Genomic DNA, 21,664 nt, shown 5'->3' with positions numbered 1-21,664 from the left:
AAATTTTGCACGTACAGTAGATAAAAATGACAGCGCTGTCAATTTGACTTTTAGTGGTTCTCAAGAATTATTTATTGCGAGCCTTTACGTTTCACAATACTCTAGTGCCGACTCAACATCACAAAATAGGACGTTAACGCGCAACTCAAACATGAAAGCTACCATTAACGATGTCGCGAAGCAGGCCGGTGTATCAATAAAAACAGTTTCGCGGGTAATGAATAATGAACCTTCTGTTCGTCAACCGACCAGAGAAAAGGTGATGGCTGCTGTTGAAGCGCTAAATTATCGACCTAACCTTGCCGCCCGCAATTTAGCTGGCACAAAGGCATTTAGCATTGGCTATGTCTATGATAACCCCAATGCCTATTACGTCATTGATATGCAAAACGGCATATTAGCCGCCTGTCGCAAGCAGGGGTTTGAGCTGGTAATTCACCCGTGCGATTCAAAAAGACCAGATATTTTTGACGAAATCAGCGCTATGGTTAGAACCTCACGCATTGCTGGTTTAGTGCTGACCCCACCATTTTCAGAATCGAAGGAGTTTGTAGAGAAAATCAAAGCCTTGGATGTTGAAGTAGTACGAATTATGTCTGGTAACAAAGCGCCAGATAATTTAACGCCTTGTGTGATGATCAATGACCATGACGCCGCCTTTGAAATTACTGAACATTTAATCAGTTTGGGACACAAGAAAATTGGTTTTATTGCCGGTGGCATGGAGCATAATTCAACCATTGAACGGTTAAATGGTTATAAAGATGCGCTACAAAAAAATGGCATTGCGATTAATGAAGCGCTAATTAAGTCAGGGGAATATTCATTTGAATCGGGTGTTGAAGGGGCAAAATACTTAATGTCACAAGCAGATAAGCCTACCGCCATTTTTTCATGTAATGATGAAATAGCTGCGGGTGCATTATTCTCCTCTAGGCTAATGAATATCAATATTCCAGAGCAATTATCGATTGCAGGTTTTGAGAATAGCCCATTCTCTAGGCAAACCTGGCCAAAACTTACTACGGCGCATCAGCCGAATGAATCGATTGCCGAAAATGCCGCGAATTTATTGATTGCTCATACACGTAAACAAAGTGCTAAGGTTGAAGACAAACAATATACGCCAGAGCTAGTGGTGAGAGATTCAACCGCCCAAGCCCATTAAGCTACGCTAAAACTAGTTTGACCCACAACCTTTAGCCGCATAATCTTTAGCCGCATAGCCTCGCATAAAAAATTCAACACTGTCAGCAAGGTATAAATCAATATCTTGCTCAGTTAATTGTTTTTCAGTATTAAATTCTATCCGCAGCCACGCCTCGCCTTTCATCATGTGAAGAAATTGGATAGCGGCAAATCTTGGATCAACTATGGTTAAAATTCCTTGTCGGTCAAACTCCACCATCAGCTTCGTCATTTGAATCGTTAACTTTTCTGGCCCTGCCTGATAAAACAATTCAGAGAGCTCTGGATAGGTATTGGCTTCAAATGCGCAAATCTTATGAACGGCCAATGCTTCTTTTGACGTGATCATACAAAAAAAACTTTTAGCTAACTGGAATAAAGTTTGCTTAGGCTTAGTAAAGTCGATATTAGCAATGTCTATCATCACGGTAGCGTCACATTTTTGTTCAATTGCGGCAGAAAATAGTTCTTCTTTACTGCCAAAGTGACTGTATACCGTTTGTTTTGAGACATCGGCCTGTTGTGCAATCAATGCCATGGTCGTCGATGCATAACCTTGCTCGGTAAATAATTCGGTAGCAGCCACTAATATCTGCTTACGCTTAGTTTGGTTTTTACTACGAGTTTTCGACATATACTTATAAAGGTTGACATTAATTTGACTACTGTAGCTAAAGTAGACTAGACAGTCCAGAAATAACAAACTAAACTCACTAGACCGATCAGTCTAGGTTGGTAGCTTTAGGACAAAATAATATTCATCAAAAGGATGATAATGAAATTAATTACTCAAGTGTTTAGTGTTTTGCTCAACGTTAATCCGCTAAAAGCAATGGCAGCAACCTTCGTCACCTTGTCGTGCATTGCGAGTTGTAGCAAACCTGTGGCTGAAGAATCTACAGAAAGCTATGTTCACACCGCTGCCATAGAAAATATACAAGCACAGACTAGTTATACTGTGGTGCGTGAATACATTGGCAAACTCGCTGCAACACAACAAACCAATCTTAGTTTTGAATACCCTGGACGCGTAATAAAAATAAATAAAGACAGTGGTGATACCATCGAGGTTGGCGAAGTATTAGCTCAAATGGATGATGAATTACTAAACATCAAAGCCTTTGAGTTAAAAACCCAAATACAGCAAGTCGATGCTCAACTTAGCTTAAATCAAGCAAATTTAGCTCGAGCTAACGAGTTAATCAAAGATCAATACGCGTCAAAACAATATATCGATGAATTAATTGCAGAGCGGGCAATTTTAACTTCCAAACGCAGCGGCTTAAACGCCTCGTATGATGCCTTAAGTTATCAAATCGCTAAAACTGAGTTACGCGCACCGTATGCTGGTGTGATTTTTCAGCGTTATATATCAGAAGGTGACAACCTTGGCGCAGGGCAATTAGCCTTCAGCTTAGTACAACAGTCTAAGCAACAAATTAGCTTAGGGGTGCCAGCCGATATTGCCGAAAATTTATCAATCGGCCAAAGCCTAGCCGTCAACGTTAATCAGCAACAATTTCAAGCCAAAATCACTGCCATCGGGCAACAACTTAATCAAGAAACTCGCACAGTAAATGTACGATTAACGATGGACAACTCGTTGCTAAATGTCAGCGGCTTAATCGCTCGTGTTAGTATCAAACAAGAAATTTCTGAACCCGGCTTTTGGGTGCCACTTACTGCATTAACCGATGGCGTAAGAGGCCAATGGAATATCTACACTGCCGAACCTGCAAAAGGAGCTAATCAAGCCCAAGGCCAATATCAAATTACGCCACAAACGGTTAAGGTGCTTCATACCACACAAGAACAAGCCTTTATTAGTGGGCTTTCAGGCGAATCACTGTCTTTAATTAGTCAAGGTTTACACCGATATGTGCCTGGTCAGTTAATTAAAGCTGCAGGAGCCAAATAATGATACGTTCATTTGTTAAAAATGGCCGTTTAATGTCGTTGGTGATTGCGCTGCTGATTGTATCTGGATTAGGAGCACTCTCCACCCTACCTCGTACTGAAGACCCACATATACAAAATAGACTTGCCAGTGTTTTAACACAAATGCCTGGCGCCAGCGCTGAACGCGTTGAAGTATTAGTCACTGAAAAAATTGAACAAAAGTTACGTAAACTTTATGAGATCAAGTTAATTACTTCAGTTTCTCGCCCTGGGTTATCGGTTGTTCAAATACAATTAAAAGATGAAATTACCGACACTAAACCGATTTGGTCGCGCGTTCGTGATCTTATCAGTGATGTAGAGCCCGAACTGCCACAAGGCGCGCTAAAGCCAACATTAGAAGATGATAGAGGCTATGCCTATACCCAATTGGTAGCATTAAATTGGCTTAATGATAATCAACCAGATATTGCGATATTAGGTCGTTATGCCAACGAGTTACAAAACCGCCTACGGTTAATAAGCGGCACTGATATCGTCACAGTTTTCGGTCACGGTGAAGAAGAGATTTTAGTGGCCATTGATGAAGCTAAAACTTCACAAATGAAGCTTTCGGCCGCTTATATATCTCAACAAATTTTCTTAGCAGACGCTAAAGTTTCAGCCGGTCAGTTGGTTAATAGTAATAACCAAATGCAGGTGGAATTAACTGGCGCGCTAGATAGTGTCGAACGAATTCGCAATATACCGTTAAAAACCAACAGCCAAGGAAACGTGGTTACCTTAGGCGATGTTAGCGAGGTCAGTAAATCATTAAATTGGCCTGCTCGTGAAATGGCAATTATCAATGATAAGCCGGCAGTGGTTGTTGCCACACGTATGCTGCCAGATTTACGTATCGACAAGTGGACCCATGACGTTGAAAACGCATTAGCAGAATTTAAATCGACATTACCCGCCTCAATTGGCTTAGAAGTGTTATTTGATCAAAATACCTACACTGAAACTCGATTAACCGAGCTACTCGGTAATATCACACTGGGTTTTGTGCTGATATCGATGGTATTGTTCTTAACCTTAGGTTGGCGCAGCGCCGCTATTGTCGCCAGCTCACTACCGCTTACCGTACTTTTTACGCTAGCGGTAATGAATATTTATGGTTTACCTATTCACCAAATGTCAGTGACTGGTTTAGTGGTCGCGTTAGGCATTATGGTTGATAACGCCATTGTAATGACCGATACCATTCAAGTGAAACGTCAACAAGGTATGCGACGTCTAGACAGTGTCGGTTACGCCGTTAAGCATTTATGGCAACCATTAATGGGCTCAACCATTACGACAATTTTGGCTTTTATGCCGATTGTACTAATGCCAGGACCTGCGGGTGAATTTGTTGGTGGAATTGCCTTAAGCGTTATATTCTCATTAATTGGCTCTTATATTATTTCACATACCATAGTTGCAGGTTTAGCTGGACGCTTTATTGCTAAGCCAACCGAAGGAACAAAGCCACATTGGTATGATCACGGTATAGAGTTAAATTCGCTTAGTCAGCTGTTCGAAAAGTCACTGCATTTTGCCTTACACTATCGCCGTTCAATTATTATTGCGGTCATGAGTTTACCGTTAATGGGCTTTATTGCAGCTCAGCATTTAACGGAACAATTCTTCCCGCCCTCTGATCGCGATATGTTTCAAATAGAAGTGTTTATGCCCGCACAAAGCAGCATAGACAATACCAAAGATATGACCGATAAACTGAGCGCGTATTTGCATACTCAAACCGGTATTAACAAAGTTCAATGGTTTATTGGTAAAAATGCGCCGTCATTTTATTACAACATGATGCCAACCAAAGACGGGCTAAGAAACTATGCGCAAGGTATGATCACAGCTTCAGATTTTAAGGCTGCCAACCGGCTTATTCCGCAAATTCAAATTGCGTTAGATGATATGTTTCCGCAAGCACAAGTGCTGGTACGTAAGTTAGAACAAGGACCACCATTTAATGCACCTGTTGAGCTGCGACTATTTGGCCCTAATTTAGATACTTTAAAAACATTGGGTGACGAAATACGGCGGGTGATGAGTTTAACGGATGATGTTATGCACACCCGAGCCACCTTGCAACCTGGTACTCCGAAAGTTTGGGTTAAAACCGATGAGTCTGCTGCTGCGCTTTCTGGGCTTAGTTTAGTTGATATTGCCCAGCAAATGAGCCAATCACTAACCGGCCAAGTTAATGGTTCAGTTATTGAAGCGACTGAATCAATCCCAATTCGTGTACGTATGCGCAATGAATCTCGTAACGAATTAATTGATATCGCCAACGTGAATTTATTAAGTAATAAAGCCAATGACAGTATTCCATTAACCTCGCTGTCTGAGCTCACTATTAAGCCGTCACGCGGTGCAATTCCACACCGTGATGGTATGCGAGTCAACGTGATTGAAGGCTATATTCGTGCTGGTGTTTTACCATCAATTGTCTTGGCGAAAGTGCAAGAAAACCTAGCGAAAAATAACTTTACCTTGCCTGGTGGTTATCGAATGGAAGTTGGCGGCGAGTCGGCGGAGCGTAACACGGCAGTGAGTAAATTACTCGCCAGTGTTGGCATCATATTTACCTTACTGATCACCGTTGTCGTGCTGTCATTTAATTCGTTTAGGATCAGCGCAATTATCTTTCTTAGCGCCATTCAATCAGTGGGGTTAGGTTTACTTAGTATCTTTTTATTCAGTTACCCGTTTGGCTTTACGGTAATCATTGCACTGCTTGGTTTAATGGGGCTAGCGATTAACGCAGCTATCGTGATTATTGCCGAACTTAAAGCGGATCCTTTGGCAGTTAAAGGCGATAAAGAAGCGATTATTTTAGGGGTGAAAAGCTGCACCCGTCATATTACGTCAACGACCATTACAACAGTTGGTGGCTTTTTACCCTTGATATTGGCTGGTGGCGGTTTCTGGCCACCATTTGCTGTAGCTGTGGCTGGCGGCACTTTATTAACTACGTTATTGTCTTTCTACTTTGTTCCTGCGGCATTTTCGTTGTTTAGCACAAGGAAGGCGTTTGAAACAACTGGTGCTCTAGTTGACCATTCACTAGCGGTAACTAATGAGTAACTTTTAATTGATAAGCTTAAATCAGTTTTTAACCCAGAGTTGCATTATTTCTCTGGGTTAAAACCTTGCTTAATCTTTTCAATACGCTCTTGGTGCTTATGATGAGCATTGAGCGCCGCAACAGCAAATGCACCAACTATAGCGACAATAGGAATTAATAACGATAGAACTTCAGGTTGTAACAACTGACTTAACCACTCCATTGGAAAATCTCCTTTAAAATATTAACTTACTATTTTGATTATTTATTCTTCAAAATAGGTACCCCAGCCATCATAATCAACTTTTGTCTGTTGTGCCAGTTGTACCATTTTTTGCGTCTCATCTAAGATTAGCTCAGCATCCAGATATTGCTCGGTAATTATGTCAAAAGCGAAAACTTTCTCGCCTGTTTCTAACTCAGCTTCTTCTGGTTCTTCAACTTCAAGGCCCATTTTAAATGCTGCAATTGCTGCTTTTTCTAATGCATCAAAGTCTGGTGAAGAAAAATGGTGCTCAATGGTGTGAAGTGCCTCATCATTACTGCCATCTTCAAGTAATTCATTAACCAAAGACTCGGTATAACCGGTCCAATATTGTATTTCTTCGTTTGTCATGGCTTATTTTTCCGTTTTCACTTCCGGTAATTCAGTACCAGCTTCAATACTAATTGCTTTAATTTTACCAAGCATAGTTGCTCGGGTTTGGTCGGTGACGACTCTAATATTCTTTTTATCATCGCTATCAATATAGATTGGCGGCATAAACTCAATGATCATTTTACCGTTATTCCAGCGATTTAATTTTACAACACCATGGGTATTACTTGCGCAAATTGGCACAATAGGGGCATTCGCTTGTTGTGCGGTTCTAAAAGCCCCGGTTTTAAATGGCAACAACCCTCGACCATAACTTCTGGTTCCTTCAGGAAACAACCAAACAGATAGCTGTTTTTCTTTCATTTTTTCAGCCGTTAATGCAATGGTGTTAATGGCTTTATTGGTATTTTTTCGGTCGATCAAAATATTACCTGTTAGCCAATACATCTGACCGAAAAACGGTATCCATTTTAAGCTTTTTTTACCAACACTCACCGTATGCTCTTGAACCGCATTACTTAGGGTAAAAATGTCATAAGTATTTTGATGATTACAAATATAGACCACAGGAATATCAGCTGGCACTAATTCTTGGCCTCTGATATCAACTTCCAAGCCGATTACTTTGGCTAACTTACCCATAGTGCGAGCAGCAACATGGACATTGTTACGGTGAAAAGGTCGCAACAAACTATATATACAAGCAAAAACTGAGATAAGTACCAGCGCCAACGCTAGTAAGACAATACGGATAATAGCTAACAAAAACCTAGTCCTATAAAATTTCAAGGGCGCAAGTATACATGGATTCCGATTAATGTTTAATCATGCGCTAAATAAATAATTCTGCTCGCTTCCTGACCTGTGGCGTATCAAAACCACTGTTGCAGTAACCAAACGATCTAATTGGCTTATCTGAAAACCTATAGCTTGATGTGCAAATAACAAAAATTAATTATCTTTCAATACACTAAGATAAATTGCTGATTTTTTTCTGTCAGCTAAAACAAAAGCAACTATAGTTAAATTGCAATAACAAAAAAATTAAAAACAATTATCGCCTAGGGAGGATATATGACTTTTCGCTGTGTGTTCATATTGTTTTATCTCTTTTCGGCGTCTGGTTACGCCTTCACCGATGATGACCAGAATCAGCAAACTCACGAGTGGCTTAGTCGCTCAAATATGCAAGCATTGGGAATTTCCGATCAGCTATTACTAACAGAGATACCAGCACTTCACTACTCGCTTGATTTCGACTTAGAAGCTGGGCTAAATGATGAGGTGCTAGCAAGTCAATATGCTACGGTTATCAGCCCTGCCCAAACTCAATTAACCTCAGGAAGTTTTGACTCCAGCAAGGGGCGTCAATTCTTCCTTCAAGGTAGTTATGTTGTTATGTCTTATCGTGCACTAGACATTGCAGTTGCTGCTAAATTAGAGGTAGTAGAGCAATCGCTAACAGAGCAGCAATACCTATTAACTCCAGCAACGCCATTAATGCATTCATTAAATGGAGAACCAAGCACTAACACTACAGTCAGTGTCATCGGCAGTTATCACTTAAATGCAAAATGGGCCATTGTTGGCTCACTATCAACCACTTCACTTGATAGCGAAGCATTGAACAACCCATTAATTGAACATGACTTACAACATATGGCCTTAATCGGCACTACCTATTCATTCTGAATAACTAACCAAGCTAATGACTTTAGCCAAAAACAAGTGCTGATTGGTTATGAGGCTAGCTGAGTTAACTGTTGCGACTCATTAAGCACATAACCTTGACCCCAAACAGTTTCAATTGACGCATATTTGAACCCACTGTTATTAAGCTTTTCTCTTAGCTTGGCCATCCGCACATCAATTGTCCGTTCAACACCGTTATAAGTACGATTCAACAACACTCGGTACATGTTAGCGCGTGTTTGTACTCGACCTTGACTGGCAATTAATAAATCAAGCAGCCTAAATTCAAAACTACTTAATTTTATTGGATCTCCGGCAATAAAGCAGCGGTGCCCTTGAATATCTAAAGCTAAATTACCCACTTGTCGTTCACGACTGTGATCATTATCTTGAGTAAGTTGTGCGCGGCGAACCAAAGATTCAGCTCGCACTTTGATCATGGTTGGTGATACTGGTTTCACTAAATAATCATCGACCCCGGATACAAATGCGGCAATTTGCACCTGCTCACTACTATCTTGGTCGAGCAATAATAAAGGTCCCAAATAGGTACGGCGAATTTCACGAGATAAACTAAGGTTATCTATAGTAGGAAAAGCGCCAGAAATAATAATAATATCTGGCTGAGTCGCGGTAATGGTTTGGCCAAGAATATCAATATCCGCTAGTACCTCGATTCGAAAGTAACATTTCTCTAAATAGTTTTTTAACAACGCAGAAGCCATGCTGTCACTATCAAGTAACAACGCGCAGCAGCCTTTATTAATTATTGCTTGATTTTCTATTGCTGAATACATGACGCTCTCCCGAAACAGTCAACTATAAGAGCAATAAGTATACAAATCAGTAACGATTTAATATGTGATAAATTGTTATATTCTTTAGTGATTTTGTTGTTTTCGAAAGAAAAAAAGAGCCAACATTGTGGCTCTTTTTAATGGGTTAAATGCTAGCGATTAATTAAAACAGCTCGTCTTCAATTTCAAACAGTACATCACTTGATTGTGCTGCAGTGTGGATTAATGACAGTCTACGTGGCAATACACGGGCAAAGTAATAACGTGCAGTTTTCACTTTTGCCTGATAGAAGCTGTCACCAGAGTCTAATTTCTCAAGTGCCACTTTTGCCATCTGTGCCCAAATAAACGCCATTGCCGTATAACCAAAGACATGTAAATAGTCATTTGCCGCGGTACCTAGCATATTGGTATCACCCTGCGAGCGAGCGATAATATTATCGGTTAATGTTTGTAAGTCAGCTAGCGCTTCAGTTAAAGGCTTAATAAACTCAGCCATTTCTGAAGATTGGTTTTCATCAATAAATGCTTTTATTTCATCAGCGAAAACACTGAACATTGCACCTTTTGACGCAACAACTTTACGCGCTAATAAATCCATCGCTTGAATACCATTGGTACCCTCGTAGATTTGAGTAATACGCGTATCACGTACTAGCTGCTCTTGTCCCCACTCACGAATAAAGCCATGACCACCAAATACTTGCTGACCAGCTACCGTTGACTCAAAGCCCATATCGGTAAAGAAGGCCTTAGCAATTGGTGTTAACAGTGCAACTAAAGTATCAGCTTTAACTTGGTCATTGCCTTCACCGTAGGTGGCAATATCTAACTGCTTAGATACATAAGCTGATAACGCACGTGAGCCTTCAGTCAATGATTTCATGTTGAGTAACATGCGACGCACATCACCATGCACCATAATAGAATCAGCTGCTTGATCAGGTGATTTTGCCCCCGTTAATGAACGGCCTTGAATACGATCTTTAGCATATTCCAGTGCATTTTGATAAGAACGCTCTGCAGCACCAATGCCCTGGATACCCACACCAATACGTTCAAAGTTCATCATAGTGAACATACAAGCTAAGCCTTTGTTCACTTCGCCAATTAAGTAACCTTTCGCATCATCAAAGTTCATTACACAAGTTGCAGAACCATGAATACCCATTTTATGCTCAATTGAACCGCAGCTTACGCCGTTAACGTCACCTAAACTACCATCATCATTAACATTAATTTTAGGTACTAAAAATAAAGAAATACCGCGTGGCCCCGCTGGTGCATCAGGTAGTTTTGCTAACACTAAGTGAATGATATTTTCAGTTAAGTCATGCTCACCGCCGGTAATAAAAATCTTATTACCCGTAATACGGTAACTGCCATCTTCTTGTGGCACAGCTTTTGTGCGGATCATGCCTAAGTCTGTTCCTGCATGTGCTTCGGTTAAACACATAGAACCAGCCCACTCTCCACTATACATTTTAGGTAAATAGGCTGCTTTTAATTCATCACTACCATGTTTAGCTAGCGATAAGCTTGCACCGGCAGTTAGCACAGGATAAAGGGTAAAAGAGATATCACCCGAACAAAGCATTTCTTCATGCATTGCAGTGATCATTTTAGGCATACCCATGCCGCCATATTCTGGATCGCCGCCTAAGCCAGCCCAACCACCTTCAGCATAAGTATTAAACGCGTCTTTATAACCAGTAGCTGTTGTTACAACGCCATTATTAAAACTAACGCCTTCCTCATCACCCACGCGTAATAGTGGTGCAATTTCTTGTTCTGCAATTTTTGCACATTCTTGCAATATCGCATCGGCAGTATCTCGGTCGACATGGTCTGATAATGCTGGCAATGACTGCCATAGCTCGTCTGCCTTGAACACATCAAACAAAATAAAGTTCATATCTTTTAATGGAACTTGATACTCAGCCACATTACACCTCAAAAATTAAAACACACAATTTAAACATGCGTTTAAATATAGTGAATTATTGTCGAAAGTAAAGCTTTGTCTGATTTATTTTGGTGTTTCTGTGCTAGTCATAATCGATTTATTTGAATTAAATAATTAATAAAATTTATTTTACCAAGTCACTGCATTTGATAATAGTTCTCATTAACATTTATTTGAGATGAAATTTTAGAATGAAAAAGACTTTAACTTTTGCAGTGTTACATTTTAGCGTTGCTTTTAGCGTCACTTACCTACTGACGGGGAGTTATATAATTGGCGGGTTAATCGCAATTGTCGAGCCAGCAATAAATACCATAGCGTTTTATTTTCATGAGATGTTCTGGAGCCATCTTGAACGGAAAAAACTCGTGAATGTTAAAACTGACATGGTAGTGTTAGCCTAACAGTCTAATATTCAATGGTATGATCAACGACTTGGCGACAACCACTGATTAACGCTATAGTAAAAAACATAACAAAAGCGGTTAGTTAGGAATTTTGGTGCGAATTGTCTTATCGGTAATAGTTTACTGTGTACTATTGAGTGTAAATGGGGTCAATGCGCAACAATTAAACTTCACCAAAACCGACCTTGGTGATAGCTATCAGTTTGATTATCAATGGCTTGATATTAATAAAAATCAACGCTCACTGAGCTTCACCCTCAATAAAAAAACATTATTTAAAAAGTTTCGTCGCTTTAAAGAATATAACCCAAAGTTTGCCACCCGATACGTTCAAAAAAATATAAAACGTAGTTTGCAAAAACAGCCTCTTAAAGGTGTTTTAGTCAATTTTGACAATAGCTTTGAGAATATATCGCTGTCAGGCAATAACCAAGAAGCGATTGCGTTAGCCAAGCAACGCATCCAACAAGAAGAGCAAACCTTTTTTCACCAGTATTTGCAATCTCAATACTATCATCAATTTACCGATCACAATCAAAACGCCGGCATCAAACCCGATCACATCCGTATCGCCCATGAATCAGCACAATTGCTAGCGCCCGCCAAAGAGCCAATTATGGCAGCAGTTGATGTGCAAAATATTCGTAAAGTCACTGATTTCACCTTAAGCTTTGTTCAAAACATTCCTTATTCAGAGCTCATCTCACGTACGACCTCATCAGGGGCTGGGTTTAATGTACCAACAAAAGTGATATGGGAAAATCAAGGGGACTGTGACAGTAAGATGACGTTAACCATTGCCATTCTAAGAGCATTAATGCCCAGAATTACGATGGCCATGATCTATATCGATCAACATGCGTTTATTGGCATTGATACCTTACCTGAAGGAGATGACATCACCATTACTGTTAACGGTCAGACTTTTGTACTGGGTGATCCTACAGGTCCTGCACTGATGCCACTGGGTAAATTATCATTTGATTCCGAACAAGCCATTCATGCCGGACTTTACACTGCCGAAGTATTTGACTTATAAAAATACTACGCCTTTATTAATCGACAGTTTCTGCTTCTGATAAAACTTTTTTGATACTCGCTAGTAGTACTTCTGCAGTCACCGGTTTTGCCACATGCAAATTCATTCCTGCTTCGATGCTAGCTTTTTTGTCATCTGCTCGCGCATGCGCTGTCATCGCAATAATTGGCAAATGCGCAAACTCTTCTTGAGCTCGAATAAGACGAGTTGCCGTTAACCCATCCATCACTGGCATTTGTATATCCATTAACACAATATCAATTTTAGACTGTGGCAGTAAATCTAAAGCCGCTTGACCATTTTCAGCAATTGTCACTTGGGCGCCCATTGAAAAAAGTAACTCTTGCGCCACCATTTGGTTCACTAAGTTATCTTCAACTAGCAACACACTAACTCCCTCTAACTTATTAGCTAATGGTGCAGAAGGCTTAGTTTTGCTAGAAGAGATAGGCAATGGCATTGTCGGGGTATCGACGACATGATTATCCTGACTTAACTGCTGAAGGTGCTTGGTAATCTTTGTTAATGAATAGCGATAAAGAGGCATATCAAAAAGCGCATACGGCATGTTAACCTGAGCTAACTGTTGTAATACTTGCTCAGGAATTGATGCCATAATCGGCTGGCAGATGCCAACGAGTGCTAGCTGATGATACTGGCTGATTTGAGCAAGGTAATGAGCCGGTTGCGCATTTAATAATTCACCGTCTAACAACAGCACAACATCGTTGCTTAGTGTCAGCGCTTGATACTCTTCGATGTCATTAACCAAATGAAATTGCCAACCCAGCTGTTCAATTGCCGCCTGAAAACTTGCCGAGACATCACATCCCCAAAATACTAGCGTAATATCGGTTGGCTGCTTTTCAGGTTGTGACTCTATGCTTACGGGTAAAACAAAGCTAAATTCACTGCCTTTTTCTGGTGTTGATGACACCTTAATTTCACCACCAAATAACTGCACAATTTGCTGGCTTATTGATAATCCTAACCCTGAGCCACCATATTCTCTGGTCATCGACTCATCTGCTTGGCTAAAGGCATCAAACAAGCTCACTTGTTTATCTTTGGCAATACCTATGCCTGTATCGCTGACAACAAACTTAAGTAGTGCATTATTTCCATCTTTTGCTGTAGCCGTAACTTTTAATGCGACTTGCCCCTCGTGGGTAAATTTAATGGCATTATTAATTAAGTTAGTCAGCACCTGTGTGAGGCGCATTTCGTCAATAACAATAATCTCAGGCGCATTAGCGTCTAAGTCAACGGAAATAACTAACCCTTTTTTATAAGCGTTGACGGAGTTAAGTTGCAACACACGATCGATAATATTGTCTAGGGAAGCACACCCTAAATTTAACCTTAACTTACCTGCTTCAATTTTTGATAAATCTAATAATTCATCAATTAAGTGCAATAAAGCAGATGACGAACTTTGGGCATTAGCTAAATATTGTTGTTGAAAAGCCGTTAGTGATGTTTTCGCCATCAACGCCATCATGCCTTGTATAGCATTGATTGGCGTGCGAATTTCATGGCTCATGTTAGCCAAAAACTGGCTCTTTGCTCGGTTAGCTTGCTCCGCTTGTTCTTTTGCGCTCTGCAGCGCCGATTGCACCGCTGTTTGTACTGATACATCGCGTAAAATAACAATTGTGCCTAACGACTTACCTGACTCATTGTAAAAACGGGTACAAAAAATTTCATAAGTATCACCGCTGGTCTCAACCATTTGTTGATAACCCAGTGCGGTAGCAGCTTCAGGTAAAGCAGTGAATTCTTCAAAAGTCTGCTGAATTGGCTGTGGCAAACGCTCCATAACGGCGGTACCTATCAACTCAGCTTCAGAAAGTTGAATAAATTGTTCAAATGACTTATTACAACCTGTGAGCTTGTGGTCATTATCATTAAAGATAATAAATTCTGGGATGGCATTGATAACAGAGCGTAACAAGACATAGGCCTTATGTTGCTCTTCACTTTGCTCAATTAACGCCTGAGTTTTTTCTGCCACTCTAGTATCTAGCGCAACATTCTGCTCTTTTAGCTGCAACAATAAACTACGGTTTTGACCAAAGATATTTTCCACCAATCGAAACCAAGGTGACCATTCCTTGGTTGGCTTAATTTTTCCCGGATCTCCGTCCGCGCAATGTTCGATATGACTAATAAATTCAGAGGCAGGGTTAATAAAAGTTCGGCGCGTCATCACAAAAACCAGTGTTAAAAACGCAGCTAAGCTAATAAATAAAATCAATACTGAATAAAGAAAGCGATTTTTTAATTGCAAAGTGAAGTCATCAAAAAGTTGATATTTAACCAAACTCCAACCATTGGCTGACAATTGATATTTTTGTAATAACCAACCGCGATAGTTCATTTGTTTATCGAAGTTTCTCAATTGATTGACCGAAAAACTTTGCAAACTCTCTGGCACTATTTCACGCCACCTATGTTGGGAGATCAGGTTGTTCTCTACCAACGTCTGATGTACTAGAACATTCCCTTGATTGTTGATTAAGGCATACCCTTGGTTTTCTTGGCTAACATCGGGCAACTTAGCCTGTAAACTCAGTAAATCGACATCAATAACCAAAGCACCTTTAAAGTCAGCGCCAACAAATACCCCTGTGCCAACTGACGTTTTTAAACCTTTACCCGCTGCATCTTGATAGGGTTCAGACCAAACAAAGGTTTTTCCGGCAAGGTTATCTTGCCTTATTTGCCATAAATAAGATTCATTGAGCATATGATCGGTATATCGCCATGCATTCCTACTAATCCATGGATATATGCTAATAAAACGATTTAGCGATAAATAATAAAACCAGGTAGCGTGAGCATTGGTGTTGCTACCAGCAATAAATGCTGGTGTTAACGCATTTGCCATTGCCAACTCTTGCCACATTTCATCTGGAAATTTACTTAATTCGCCGATGCCAGTTATGTTGCCCCGCATACGTTTACGATTTCGGATACTATTGCGGACATTGTTGGTTTGATTCGCCACTAGATAAAACTGCTCACTGTCTTGAGCCAATAAAGGCGCTGCCGCGGCAATTTCCCCTGGATTAGCTAAATAATATTCAGCAAACTGCTTTAGCCCTTCCAAGGTTTGTTGGCTTTGCTCTAAACTCAGATTGATGACGTTAGCTTGTTGACCTAATTCGACAATGTCGCTATCAAAGCGCTCTTGTAGTTCAATTTGATAACGATAAAAACCAATCGCTGAAGCAACAAAAATCAGAAATATAAACAACAAAAGTACCGCAATATTATAGCGGCTAAATAAATTGACCTTGGATATGCCCTGATTGTCTCTGGCGCTTTTCATTGTACCTTTATTGCTAGGAATTTTTTGATGTAATCATTACAAGACTACCATAAATAAAAAAAGCGGCTAGTAATTCACTAGCCGCTTATCAAAACCACCTGATAATTATAAGTTTTCTTCAGCAAATGACGCTAATCGACTACGCACAACACCATTAAGATTAATTGTAGAGCTACCAGGAAAATCTTTAAAGCGCTCAACTATATAAGTTAAACCTGAAGTTACTGCGGTTAAATAGTTGCTATCTATTTGTGCCAAGTTGCCACTGCACACTAACTTTGTGCCTTCACCGCAGCGAGTAATTATGGTTTTCAGCTGTGATGCCGTTAAGTTCTGACATTCATCAAGTATTACGAAAGCATTTTGTATACTGCGCCCTCGCATAAAGTTCACCGACTTAAACTGAATATTGGCCTTCTCCATAATATAATTCAAACTACCGCTCATACTTTCATCTTGTTTATGCAGCACTTCCAATGAATCAGTAATTGCCGCCAACCAAGGCGCCATTTTTTCTTCTTCGGTACCGGGTAAAAAACCAATGGATTCAGCAATTTCAGGCGTTGAACGTGTAACAATGACTTTGTCATATAAGCCTCGTTCAATAACTTGCTCTAAAGCACTTGCTAGCGCTAATAAGGTTTTACCACAGCCCGCTGGGCCAGTTAAAATAACTAAGTCGATGGTAGGATCAAGCAAGGCATCCATTGCCATCCCTTGATAAATATTTTTCGGTGAAATACCCCACGCATTTTTCGACATTAATCGCTCACGAGAGATATCTTGAATTGCTAGCTTTTCATCATCCCAGCCCACAACTCTACCTGCGAAATGTTCACTTTCATCCAATAAATATTCATTCATATAAGTATTGGGCAGCACATCTCTTTTGAGATAATGGGTCGTGGTTCTACCTTCTGCTTCAGTTTCACATTCTTTAACGTTCTGCCAAAAATCCCCTTCAAATTGATGGTACCCTTTTGTTAAAAATCTAACATCATCAATAAGTTGGTCAGTTCTATAGTCTTCAACATGGGCCATGCCAGCACCTTTGGCCTTTAACCGCATGTTAATATCTTTAGTGACCAGCACCACTTTGCGTTTCGGATGTTTCTGTTGAATATAGATACCGGCATTAATGATGCGATTATCATTTTCATTAAATGACAAGGTTGACGCTTTTTGTTTAAGCGCATAATCATTGATAATCGATAATAAGCCACTTGGCGATTGGTCATGGTGACCTAAATGCTGATCAAGCGATACCCCCGCCAGCACTTGCTCGGGCGTGGCATTGGCTAAAACATCTTCTAATGCTCTAATCGCCACTCTAGCATCACGACTGACATCTTTTTGCCTGTCTTTGATTGAGTCCAGCTCTTCTAATACTGTCATCGGGACAACAACATCATGTTCTTTAAATGAAAGGAAGGCGAAAGGTTCATGCAGCAGAATATTGGTATCTAATACATAAATGATGGTTTGGTCAGTCATATAGGCTAGCTCGCTTAGCTAAGTGCTATCCCATCAAGGCGATAAAGCTGTAATAACTGAATCAACCCGAGTTAGGACGCTAATAGCGGTTGATGAATTCCATGTAAAACGCTCAGTTTCACTCTGACATTTTGCCCTTGATATCGCAAGCAAATTAATTGTTTTTTTCCGCCCAAAATGGCATGAAATTTAATCACTTGACCACACAAATAATCCTGTCATTATGGGGAATTACCTCAGCTTCCCCCCCCCCCCAACCTAACCCCGTCATTTTTCAATATCTTGATAATTTCTAGTGACATTACAATTTTCCGCACGATAAATACGAATTTTTTAATGATAACAACTAGTATTAACGGTAATATGGCGCCCTTTTTTTTCTAGGTCAGCACTTTTCCCTTATTTAGGTTTGAGCTAATTAGGTTTGAGCTAAAGTAGGTGTGATGTAATTTTTGTCTGACACTAAGCAATTTCGTAGGAGTATCTATGCAATTTTTTCCGGGCCAACGTTGGATCAGTGATAGTGAATCAGATCAAGGGCTAGGGACAGTGATGAATGTCGAGAATCGGTTTGTCACCATTGTTTTTACCGCAACCGGCGAGTCTCGAAAATATGCAATAGATAACGCACCGCTCACCCGCGTAATATTTAGCGAAGGCGATGTAGTTCCAAGCCATGAAGGCTGGGCGCTAACTGTTGAGAGCCTTGAAGAACAACAGGGCATGATCACTTATACTGGCGTTCGAGCCGATACAGGTGAAACCGTCTCACTAAAAGAAGTGATGATTGATCACTTTATTAAATTTAATAAACCCCATGACCGACTAATTAACGGCCAAGTTGATCGCCTTGATTGGTTCCGCTTACGTAAAGCCTCGCTAAAACATCAATATGAACAGCAGCAGTCACCATTAGTAGGTTTAAGTGGTGGTCGTGTTAGCTTAATTCCTCACCAACTATATATTGCTGAAGAAGTTGGCAGTCGCTTTGCGCCACGTGTTTTACTGGCAGATGAAGTAGGTTTAGGTAAAACCATTGAAGCAGGTTTAATTATTCATCAGCAGCTGGTTACAGGTCGTGCTAAACGGGTACTAATTGTCGTGCCAGAATCGTTAATGCACCAATGGTTAGTTGAAATGCTACGCCGTTTTAATTTGAAATTTTCAATTTACGACGATGAGCGCTGTCAGCAAAGTGGTGATGAAAACCCGTTTAGCGCTGAACAATTAGTCTTAGTGAATCTAAACTTTCTTACCGACAACCCTGAGTGGTATGAATCACTAATTGCCGAAGAATGGGATTTAATGGTGGTTGATGAAGCGCACCATCTTAATTGGTCAAAAGAAGCGCCAAGTATTGAATATCAATGTATTGAGCAACTAGCCCAAGTTATCCCTGGCGTATTGTTACTAACAGCAACGCCAGATCAACTGGGTCATGAAAGCCATTTCGCTCGCCTGCGCTTACTCGATCCTGATCGCTTTTATGATTATGAAGCCTTTATTGAAGAAGAAAGTCATTACACTGAGGTGGCAGATGCTGCTAATGCCTTAGTTGAAAAGCAATCGTTAACCGATAGCCAAATTCAAACCTTAACTGCATTGCTAAAAGAAACGGATATTGCACCATTACTGAGTGCGCTAGAATCTGCTGACAGTGAAGCGCAAGCTGGTGCCAGAAAAGAATTAATCAACCAATTATTAGATCGTCACGGTACTGGTCGCATCTTATTTAGAAATAGTCGCAACACCATTAAAGGTTTCCCTAAACGACAAGCCAAGCCAAGTGAGTTTGAGCTGCCGGTACAATATTATGACGCCATCACCGGATTAATTGCTGATAAAACGCCAGATCAAGTGGCGGCATTAAAGCAAAGTAAATACATCGCCAGCCCTGAGCGTCTATTTAGCTTAACCTCACCGACCGATGCTTGGTACGATTTTGATCCACGTGTAAGCTTTTTAATTGAATTATTACAATCACTTAACAATGAAAAAGTATTAGTGATCTGTGCTCACGCCGAAACCGCGATTGAGCTTGAGCAAGCATTACGCGTTAAAGAAGGTATTCGCGCAGCAGTATTCCATGAAGGGTTAAGTATTTTCGAACGCGATCGTGCTGCCGCTTATTTCGCTCAAGAAGAAGATAGCGCCCAAGTGCTATTATGCTCTGAAATTGGCAGTGAAGGTCGTAACTTCCAGTTTGCTCATCACTTAGTATTATTTGATTTACCTACCAACCCTGATTTACTCGAGCAACGTATTGGCCGTTTAGATCGTATTGGTCAAACGCAAACCATTAATATTCATATTCCCTACTTTGCTAATTCGCCTCAGTCTTTACTTTACCGCTGGTATCAAGAATCGCTTAATGCTTTTGAGCACACTTGTATCACCGGCAGAGCCGTATTCGAACATCACCATAATGACTTGCAGCAGGCAATGTTTGATCAACAGTGGCAAGGCAGCACTTTAGACAGTTTAATCGCCGCCTGTCATCAGCAACATTTAGCGATAAAACAAGAGCTGGAAAGTGGCCGTGATAAATTACTTGAAATTAATTCTAGTGGCCAAGGTAAAGCCCAAGCCATAGTGCAAGAAATAGCAACGCTAGATAACGACACAGCATTACCGCAATTTATGTTTCAAGTGTTTGATGTGTTCGGTATTCAACAAGATGATAAAGCCGATAACGCCATAGCGCTAAATCCGACTGAGCATATGTTATCGCCTAACTTCCCGCATTTACCTGATGACGGCACAACGGTTACCTTTAGCCGTGATACAGCACTTGCCTGTGAAGATTATCAGCTATTAACTTGGGATCACCCAATGGTTACTGGCGCAATGGATTTAGTGCTAAGTGATGAAATTGGTAATGCCAGCATCGGCTTATTGAAAAATCCTGCACTACCCGTTGGCACTTTCTTGTTAGAGTGTATTTTTACCGTTGAGGCAACTGCGCCTGCACATTTGCAATTAGGTCGCTATTTACCGACAACGCCTATTCGTATTTTAGTGGACAAAGCGGGGAATAATTTAGCCAGCAAAGTGTCCTCTCAAGTACTTGAACAACAGCTGAGTCCAGTGAAAAAACAAGTGGCATTGCAGTTAGTTAAAGCATTAAAAGCAGAGATCCAGCCTTTGGTTAACCTGGCTGAGCAACATGCCCAGCAACAAATTCCAACTATTGCTGAAAAAGCTCGTACAAACATGCATCAAACACTTGATTTAGAATACAATCGCTTAAAAGCGTTAGCGGCGATTAATCCGAGTGTTCGACAAGAAGAGCTTGATTTTGTTAAGCATCAACAAACTGAGCTTACCACCTATATTGATAAGGCACAGCTTACCTTTGAAGCAGTGCGCTTAGTGGTTGTCACCCACTAAGGTTACATTACCAGCGTAGGTTAAAAACAAAAAATACTATGGTTGCAAATCCTGACTTCATTTATCGACCACCTAAGTCACCGTACCTTGAAATAATTTATCAAGACGATGACTTAGTGGTATTAAATAAACCCAGTGGCCTGCTTTCTGTGCCAGGGCGATTACCCGAACATCAAGATTGCCTGCAAAATCGCGTTGCATCAGTTTTGCCGACCGCAACCATAGTGCACCGTTTAGATATGGCAACCTCCGGCATTATTTTGATGGCGCTAAATAAAAACGCTCATGTCAGTATCAGCCGACAATTTGAAAAACGACAAACTTCGAAAACCTATTTGGCCAGAATTTATGGTCAATTAGCGGAGCGGCAAGGGGAAGTTGATTTACCTTTGATTTGCGACTGGCCAAATCGCCCAAAACAAAAAGTGGATTTTGAACATGGTAAAAAAGCGTTAACCCGCTACCAAGTGTTATCCCACGAACCCGAAACAACCTTAGTGGCACTAACGCCGATAACTGGCCGTTCGCATCAATTGCGGGTACATATGTTATCCCTTAATCATCCAATTATTGGTGACCGGCTATATGCCCATGAACAAGCACTGGCATTGAGTAATCGCTTGCAATTGCATGCCTTTCAGCTAACTATCAGCCATCCGGTTACGGGTGAAAGTATGAACTTTGAAGCGCCATGCGAATTTACAAACAATGTTCCGCAAAGCTAGTTTCCTTACTAAAGAAAAGTGACTAC

16 protein-coding genes are annotated in these 21,664 nt (G+C 40.6%); 8 read left to right on the top strand and 8 right to left on the bottom strand.

The window, feature by feature from the left end; genetic code table 11:
• Positions 1-151: 151 nt before the first annotated feature.
• A complete protein-coding gene (locus tag ACOB82_RS05055; protein WP_448211852.1) occupies positions 152-1,168 on the top strand; it encodes a LacI family DNA-binding transcriptional regulator in 1,017 nt (338 codons plus the stop codon).
• 12 nt (positions 1,169-1,180) lie between these two features.
• On the opposite strand, the gene ACOB82_RS05050 is transcribed toward ACOB82_RS05055, so the two are convergent.
• A complete protein-coding gene (locus tag ACOB82_RS05050) occupies positions 1,181-1,822 on the bottom strand; it encodes a TetR/AcrR family transcriptional regulator (protein WP_448211851.1) in 642 nt (213 codons plus the stop codon).
• Between the two features lie 141 nt (positions 1,823-1,963).
• Here ACOB82_RS05050 and ACOB82_RS05045 point away from each other — a divergent pair, with 141 nt between their 5' ends.
• Together ACOB82_RS05045 and ACOB82_RS05040 are read left to right on the top strand one after the other, a co-directional pair.
• The gene (locus tag ACOB82_RS05045; RefSeq protein WP_448211850.1) at positions 1,964-3,106 is read left to right on the top strand and encodes an efflux RND transporter periplasmic adaptor subunit; all 1,143 of its coding nucleotides are present in this window, start codon (positions 1,964-1,966) and stop codon (positions 3,104-3,106) included.
• The gene (locus tag ACOB82_RS05040) at positions 3,106-6,216 is read left to right on the top strand and encodes an efflux RND transporter permease subunit (RefSeq protein ID WP_448211849.1); all 3,111 of its coding nucleotides are present in this window, start codon (positions 3,106-3,108) and stop codon (positions 6,214-6,216) included. Before ACOB82_RS05045 ends, ACOB82_RS05040 begins: the two co-directional genes overlap by 1 nt.
• A gap of 44 nt (positions 6,217-6,260) precedes the next feature.
• Here ACOB82_RS05040 and ACOB82_RS05035 read toward each other — a convergent pair whose 3' ends face one another.
• From ACOB82_RS05035 to ACOB82_RS05025, 3 genes are read right to left on the bottom strand one after another with little or no spacing between them, the layout of a single operon-like run.
• Entirely contained in the window at positions 6,261-6,419 is a 159-nt protein-coding gene (locus ACOB82_RS05035) for a hypothetical protein (RefSeq protein WP_448211848.1), read from the bottom strand.
• A 42-nt stretch (positions 6,420-6,461) separates the two neighbouring features.
• A complete protein-coding gene (gene rraB, locus ACOB82_RS05030; RefSeq protein WP_448211847.1) occupies positions 6,462-6,812 on the bottom strand; it encodes a ribonuclease E inhibitor RraB in 351 nt (116 codons plus the stop codon).
• Positions 6,813-6,815: 3 nt separating this feature from the next.
• Positions 6,816-7,559: a 1-acylglycerol-3-phosphate O-acyltransferase gene (locus ACOB82_RS05025; protein ID WP_448211846.1), complete on the bottom strand. Its 744-nt coding sequence runs from the start codon at positions 7,557-7,559 to the stop codon at positions 6,816-6,818.
• A gap of 309 nt (positions 7,560-7,868) precedes the next feature.
• On the opposite strand from ACOB82_RS05025, the gene ACOB82_RS05020 reads away from it, so the two are divergent.
• Positions 7,869-8,486 (top strand): MipA/OmpV family protein, encoded by a 618-nt coding sequence (locus ACOB82_RS05020; protein ID WP_448211845.1) that lies wholly within the window; start codon positions 7,869-7,871, stop codon positions 8,484-8,486.
• Between the two features lie 47 nt (positions 8,487-8,533).
• Here ACOB82_RS05020 and ACOB82_RS05015 read toward each other — a convergent pair whose 3' ends face one another.
• Both ACOB82_RS05015 and ACOB82_RS05010 read right to left on the bottom strand, forming a co-directional pair.
• Positions 8,534-9,283: a response regulator transcription factor gene (locus ACOB82_RS05015; protein ID WP_448211844.1), complete on the bottom strand. Its 750-nt coding sequence runs from the start codon at positions 9,281-9,283 to the stop codon at positions 8,534-8,536.
• A gap of 163 nt (positions 9,284-9,446) precedes the next feature.
• Positions 9,447-11,228: an acyl-CoA dehydrogenase C-terminal domain-containing protein gene (locus ACOB82_RS05010; protein WP_448211843.1), complete on the bottom strand. Its 1,782-nt coding sequence runs from the start codon at positions 11,226-11,228 to the stop codon at positions 9,447-9,449.
• 212 nt (positions 11,229-11,440) lie between these two features.
• Between ACOB82_RS05010 and ACOB82_RS05005 the strand changes: the two genes are divergently transcribed.
• Together ACOB82_RS05005 and ACOB82_RS05000 are read left to right on the top strand one after the other, a co-directional pair.
• Complete coding sequence (locus ACOB82_RS05005; protein ID WP_448211842.1) at positions 11,441-11,653, top strand: DUF2061 domain-containing protein; 213 nt, start codon at positions 11,441-11,443, stop codon at positions 11,651-11,653.
• 97 nt (positions 11,654-11,750) lie between these two features.
• Positions 11,751-12,695: a hypothetical protein gene (locus tag ACOB82_RS05000; RefSeq protein WP_448211841.1), complete on the top strand. Its 945-nt coding sequence runs from the start codon at positions 11,751-11,753 to the stop codon at positions 12,693-12,695.
• Between the two features lie 16 nt (positions 12,696-12,711).
• Here ACOB82_RS05000 and ACOB82_RS04995 read toward each other — a convergent pair whose 3' ends face one another.
• Together ACOB82_RS04995 and ACOB82_RS04990 are read right to left on the bottom strand one after the other, a co-directional pair.
• Positions 12,712-16,029 carry an ATP-binding protein gene (locus tag ACOB82_RS04995; RefSeq protein WP_448211840.1) on the bottom strand — a complete coding sequence of 1,106 codons (3,318 nt, stop codon included), beginning with the start codon at positions 16,027-16,029 and terminating at the stop codon, positions 12,712-12,714.
• A gap of 105 nt (positions 16,030-16,134) precedes the next feature.
• The gene (locus tag ACOB82_RS04990) at positions 16,135-17,523 is read right to left on the bottom strand and encodes a PhoH family protein (protein ID WP_448211839.1); all 1,389 of its coding nucleotides are present in this window, start codon (positions 17,521-17,523) and stop codon (positions 16,135-16,137) included.
• Between the two features lie 486 nt (positions 17,524-18,009).
• Here ACOB82_RS04990 and rapA point away from each other — a divergent pair, with 486 nt between their 5' ends.
• Both rapA and rluA read left to right on the top strand, forming a co-directional pair.
• Entirely contained in the window at positions 18,010-20,913 is a 2,904-nt protein-coding gene (rapA, locus tag ACOB82_RS04985; protein WP_448211838.1) for an RNA polymerase-associated protein RapA, read from the top strand.
• A 38-nt stretch (positions 20,914-20,951) separates the two neighbouring features.
• Positions 20,952-21,638: a bifunctional tRNA pseudouridine(32) synthase/23S rRNA pseudouridine(746) synthase RluA gene (rluA, locus tag ACOB82_RS04980; RefSeq protein WP_448211837.1), complete on the top strand. Its 687-nt coding sequence runs from the start codon at positions 20,952-20,954 to the stop codon at positions 21,636-21,638.
• Positions 21,639-21,664 lie beyond the last annotated feature (26 nt).

It is taken from the genome of Colwellia sp. MEBiC06753, assembly GCF_053470325.1.
The sequence above is the reverse complement of the archived record's forward strand: the minus strand, read 5'-3'. Positions and strand labels throughout refer to the sequence as shown.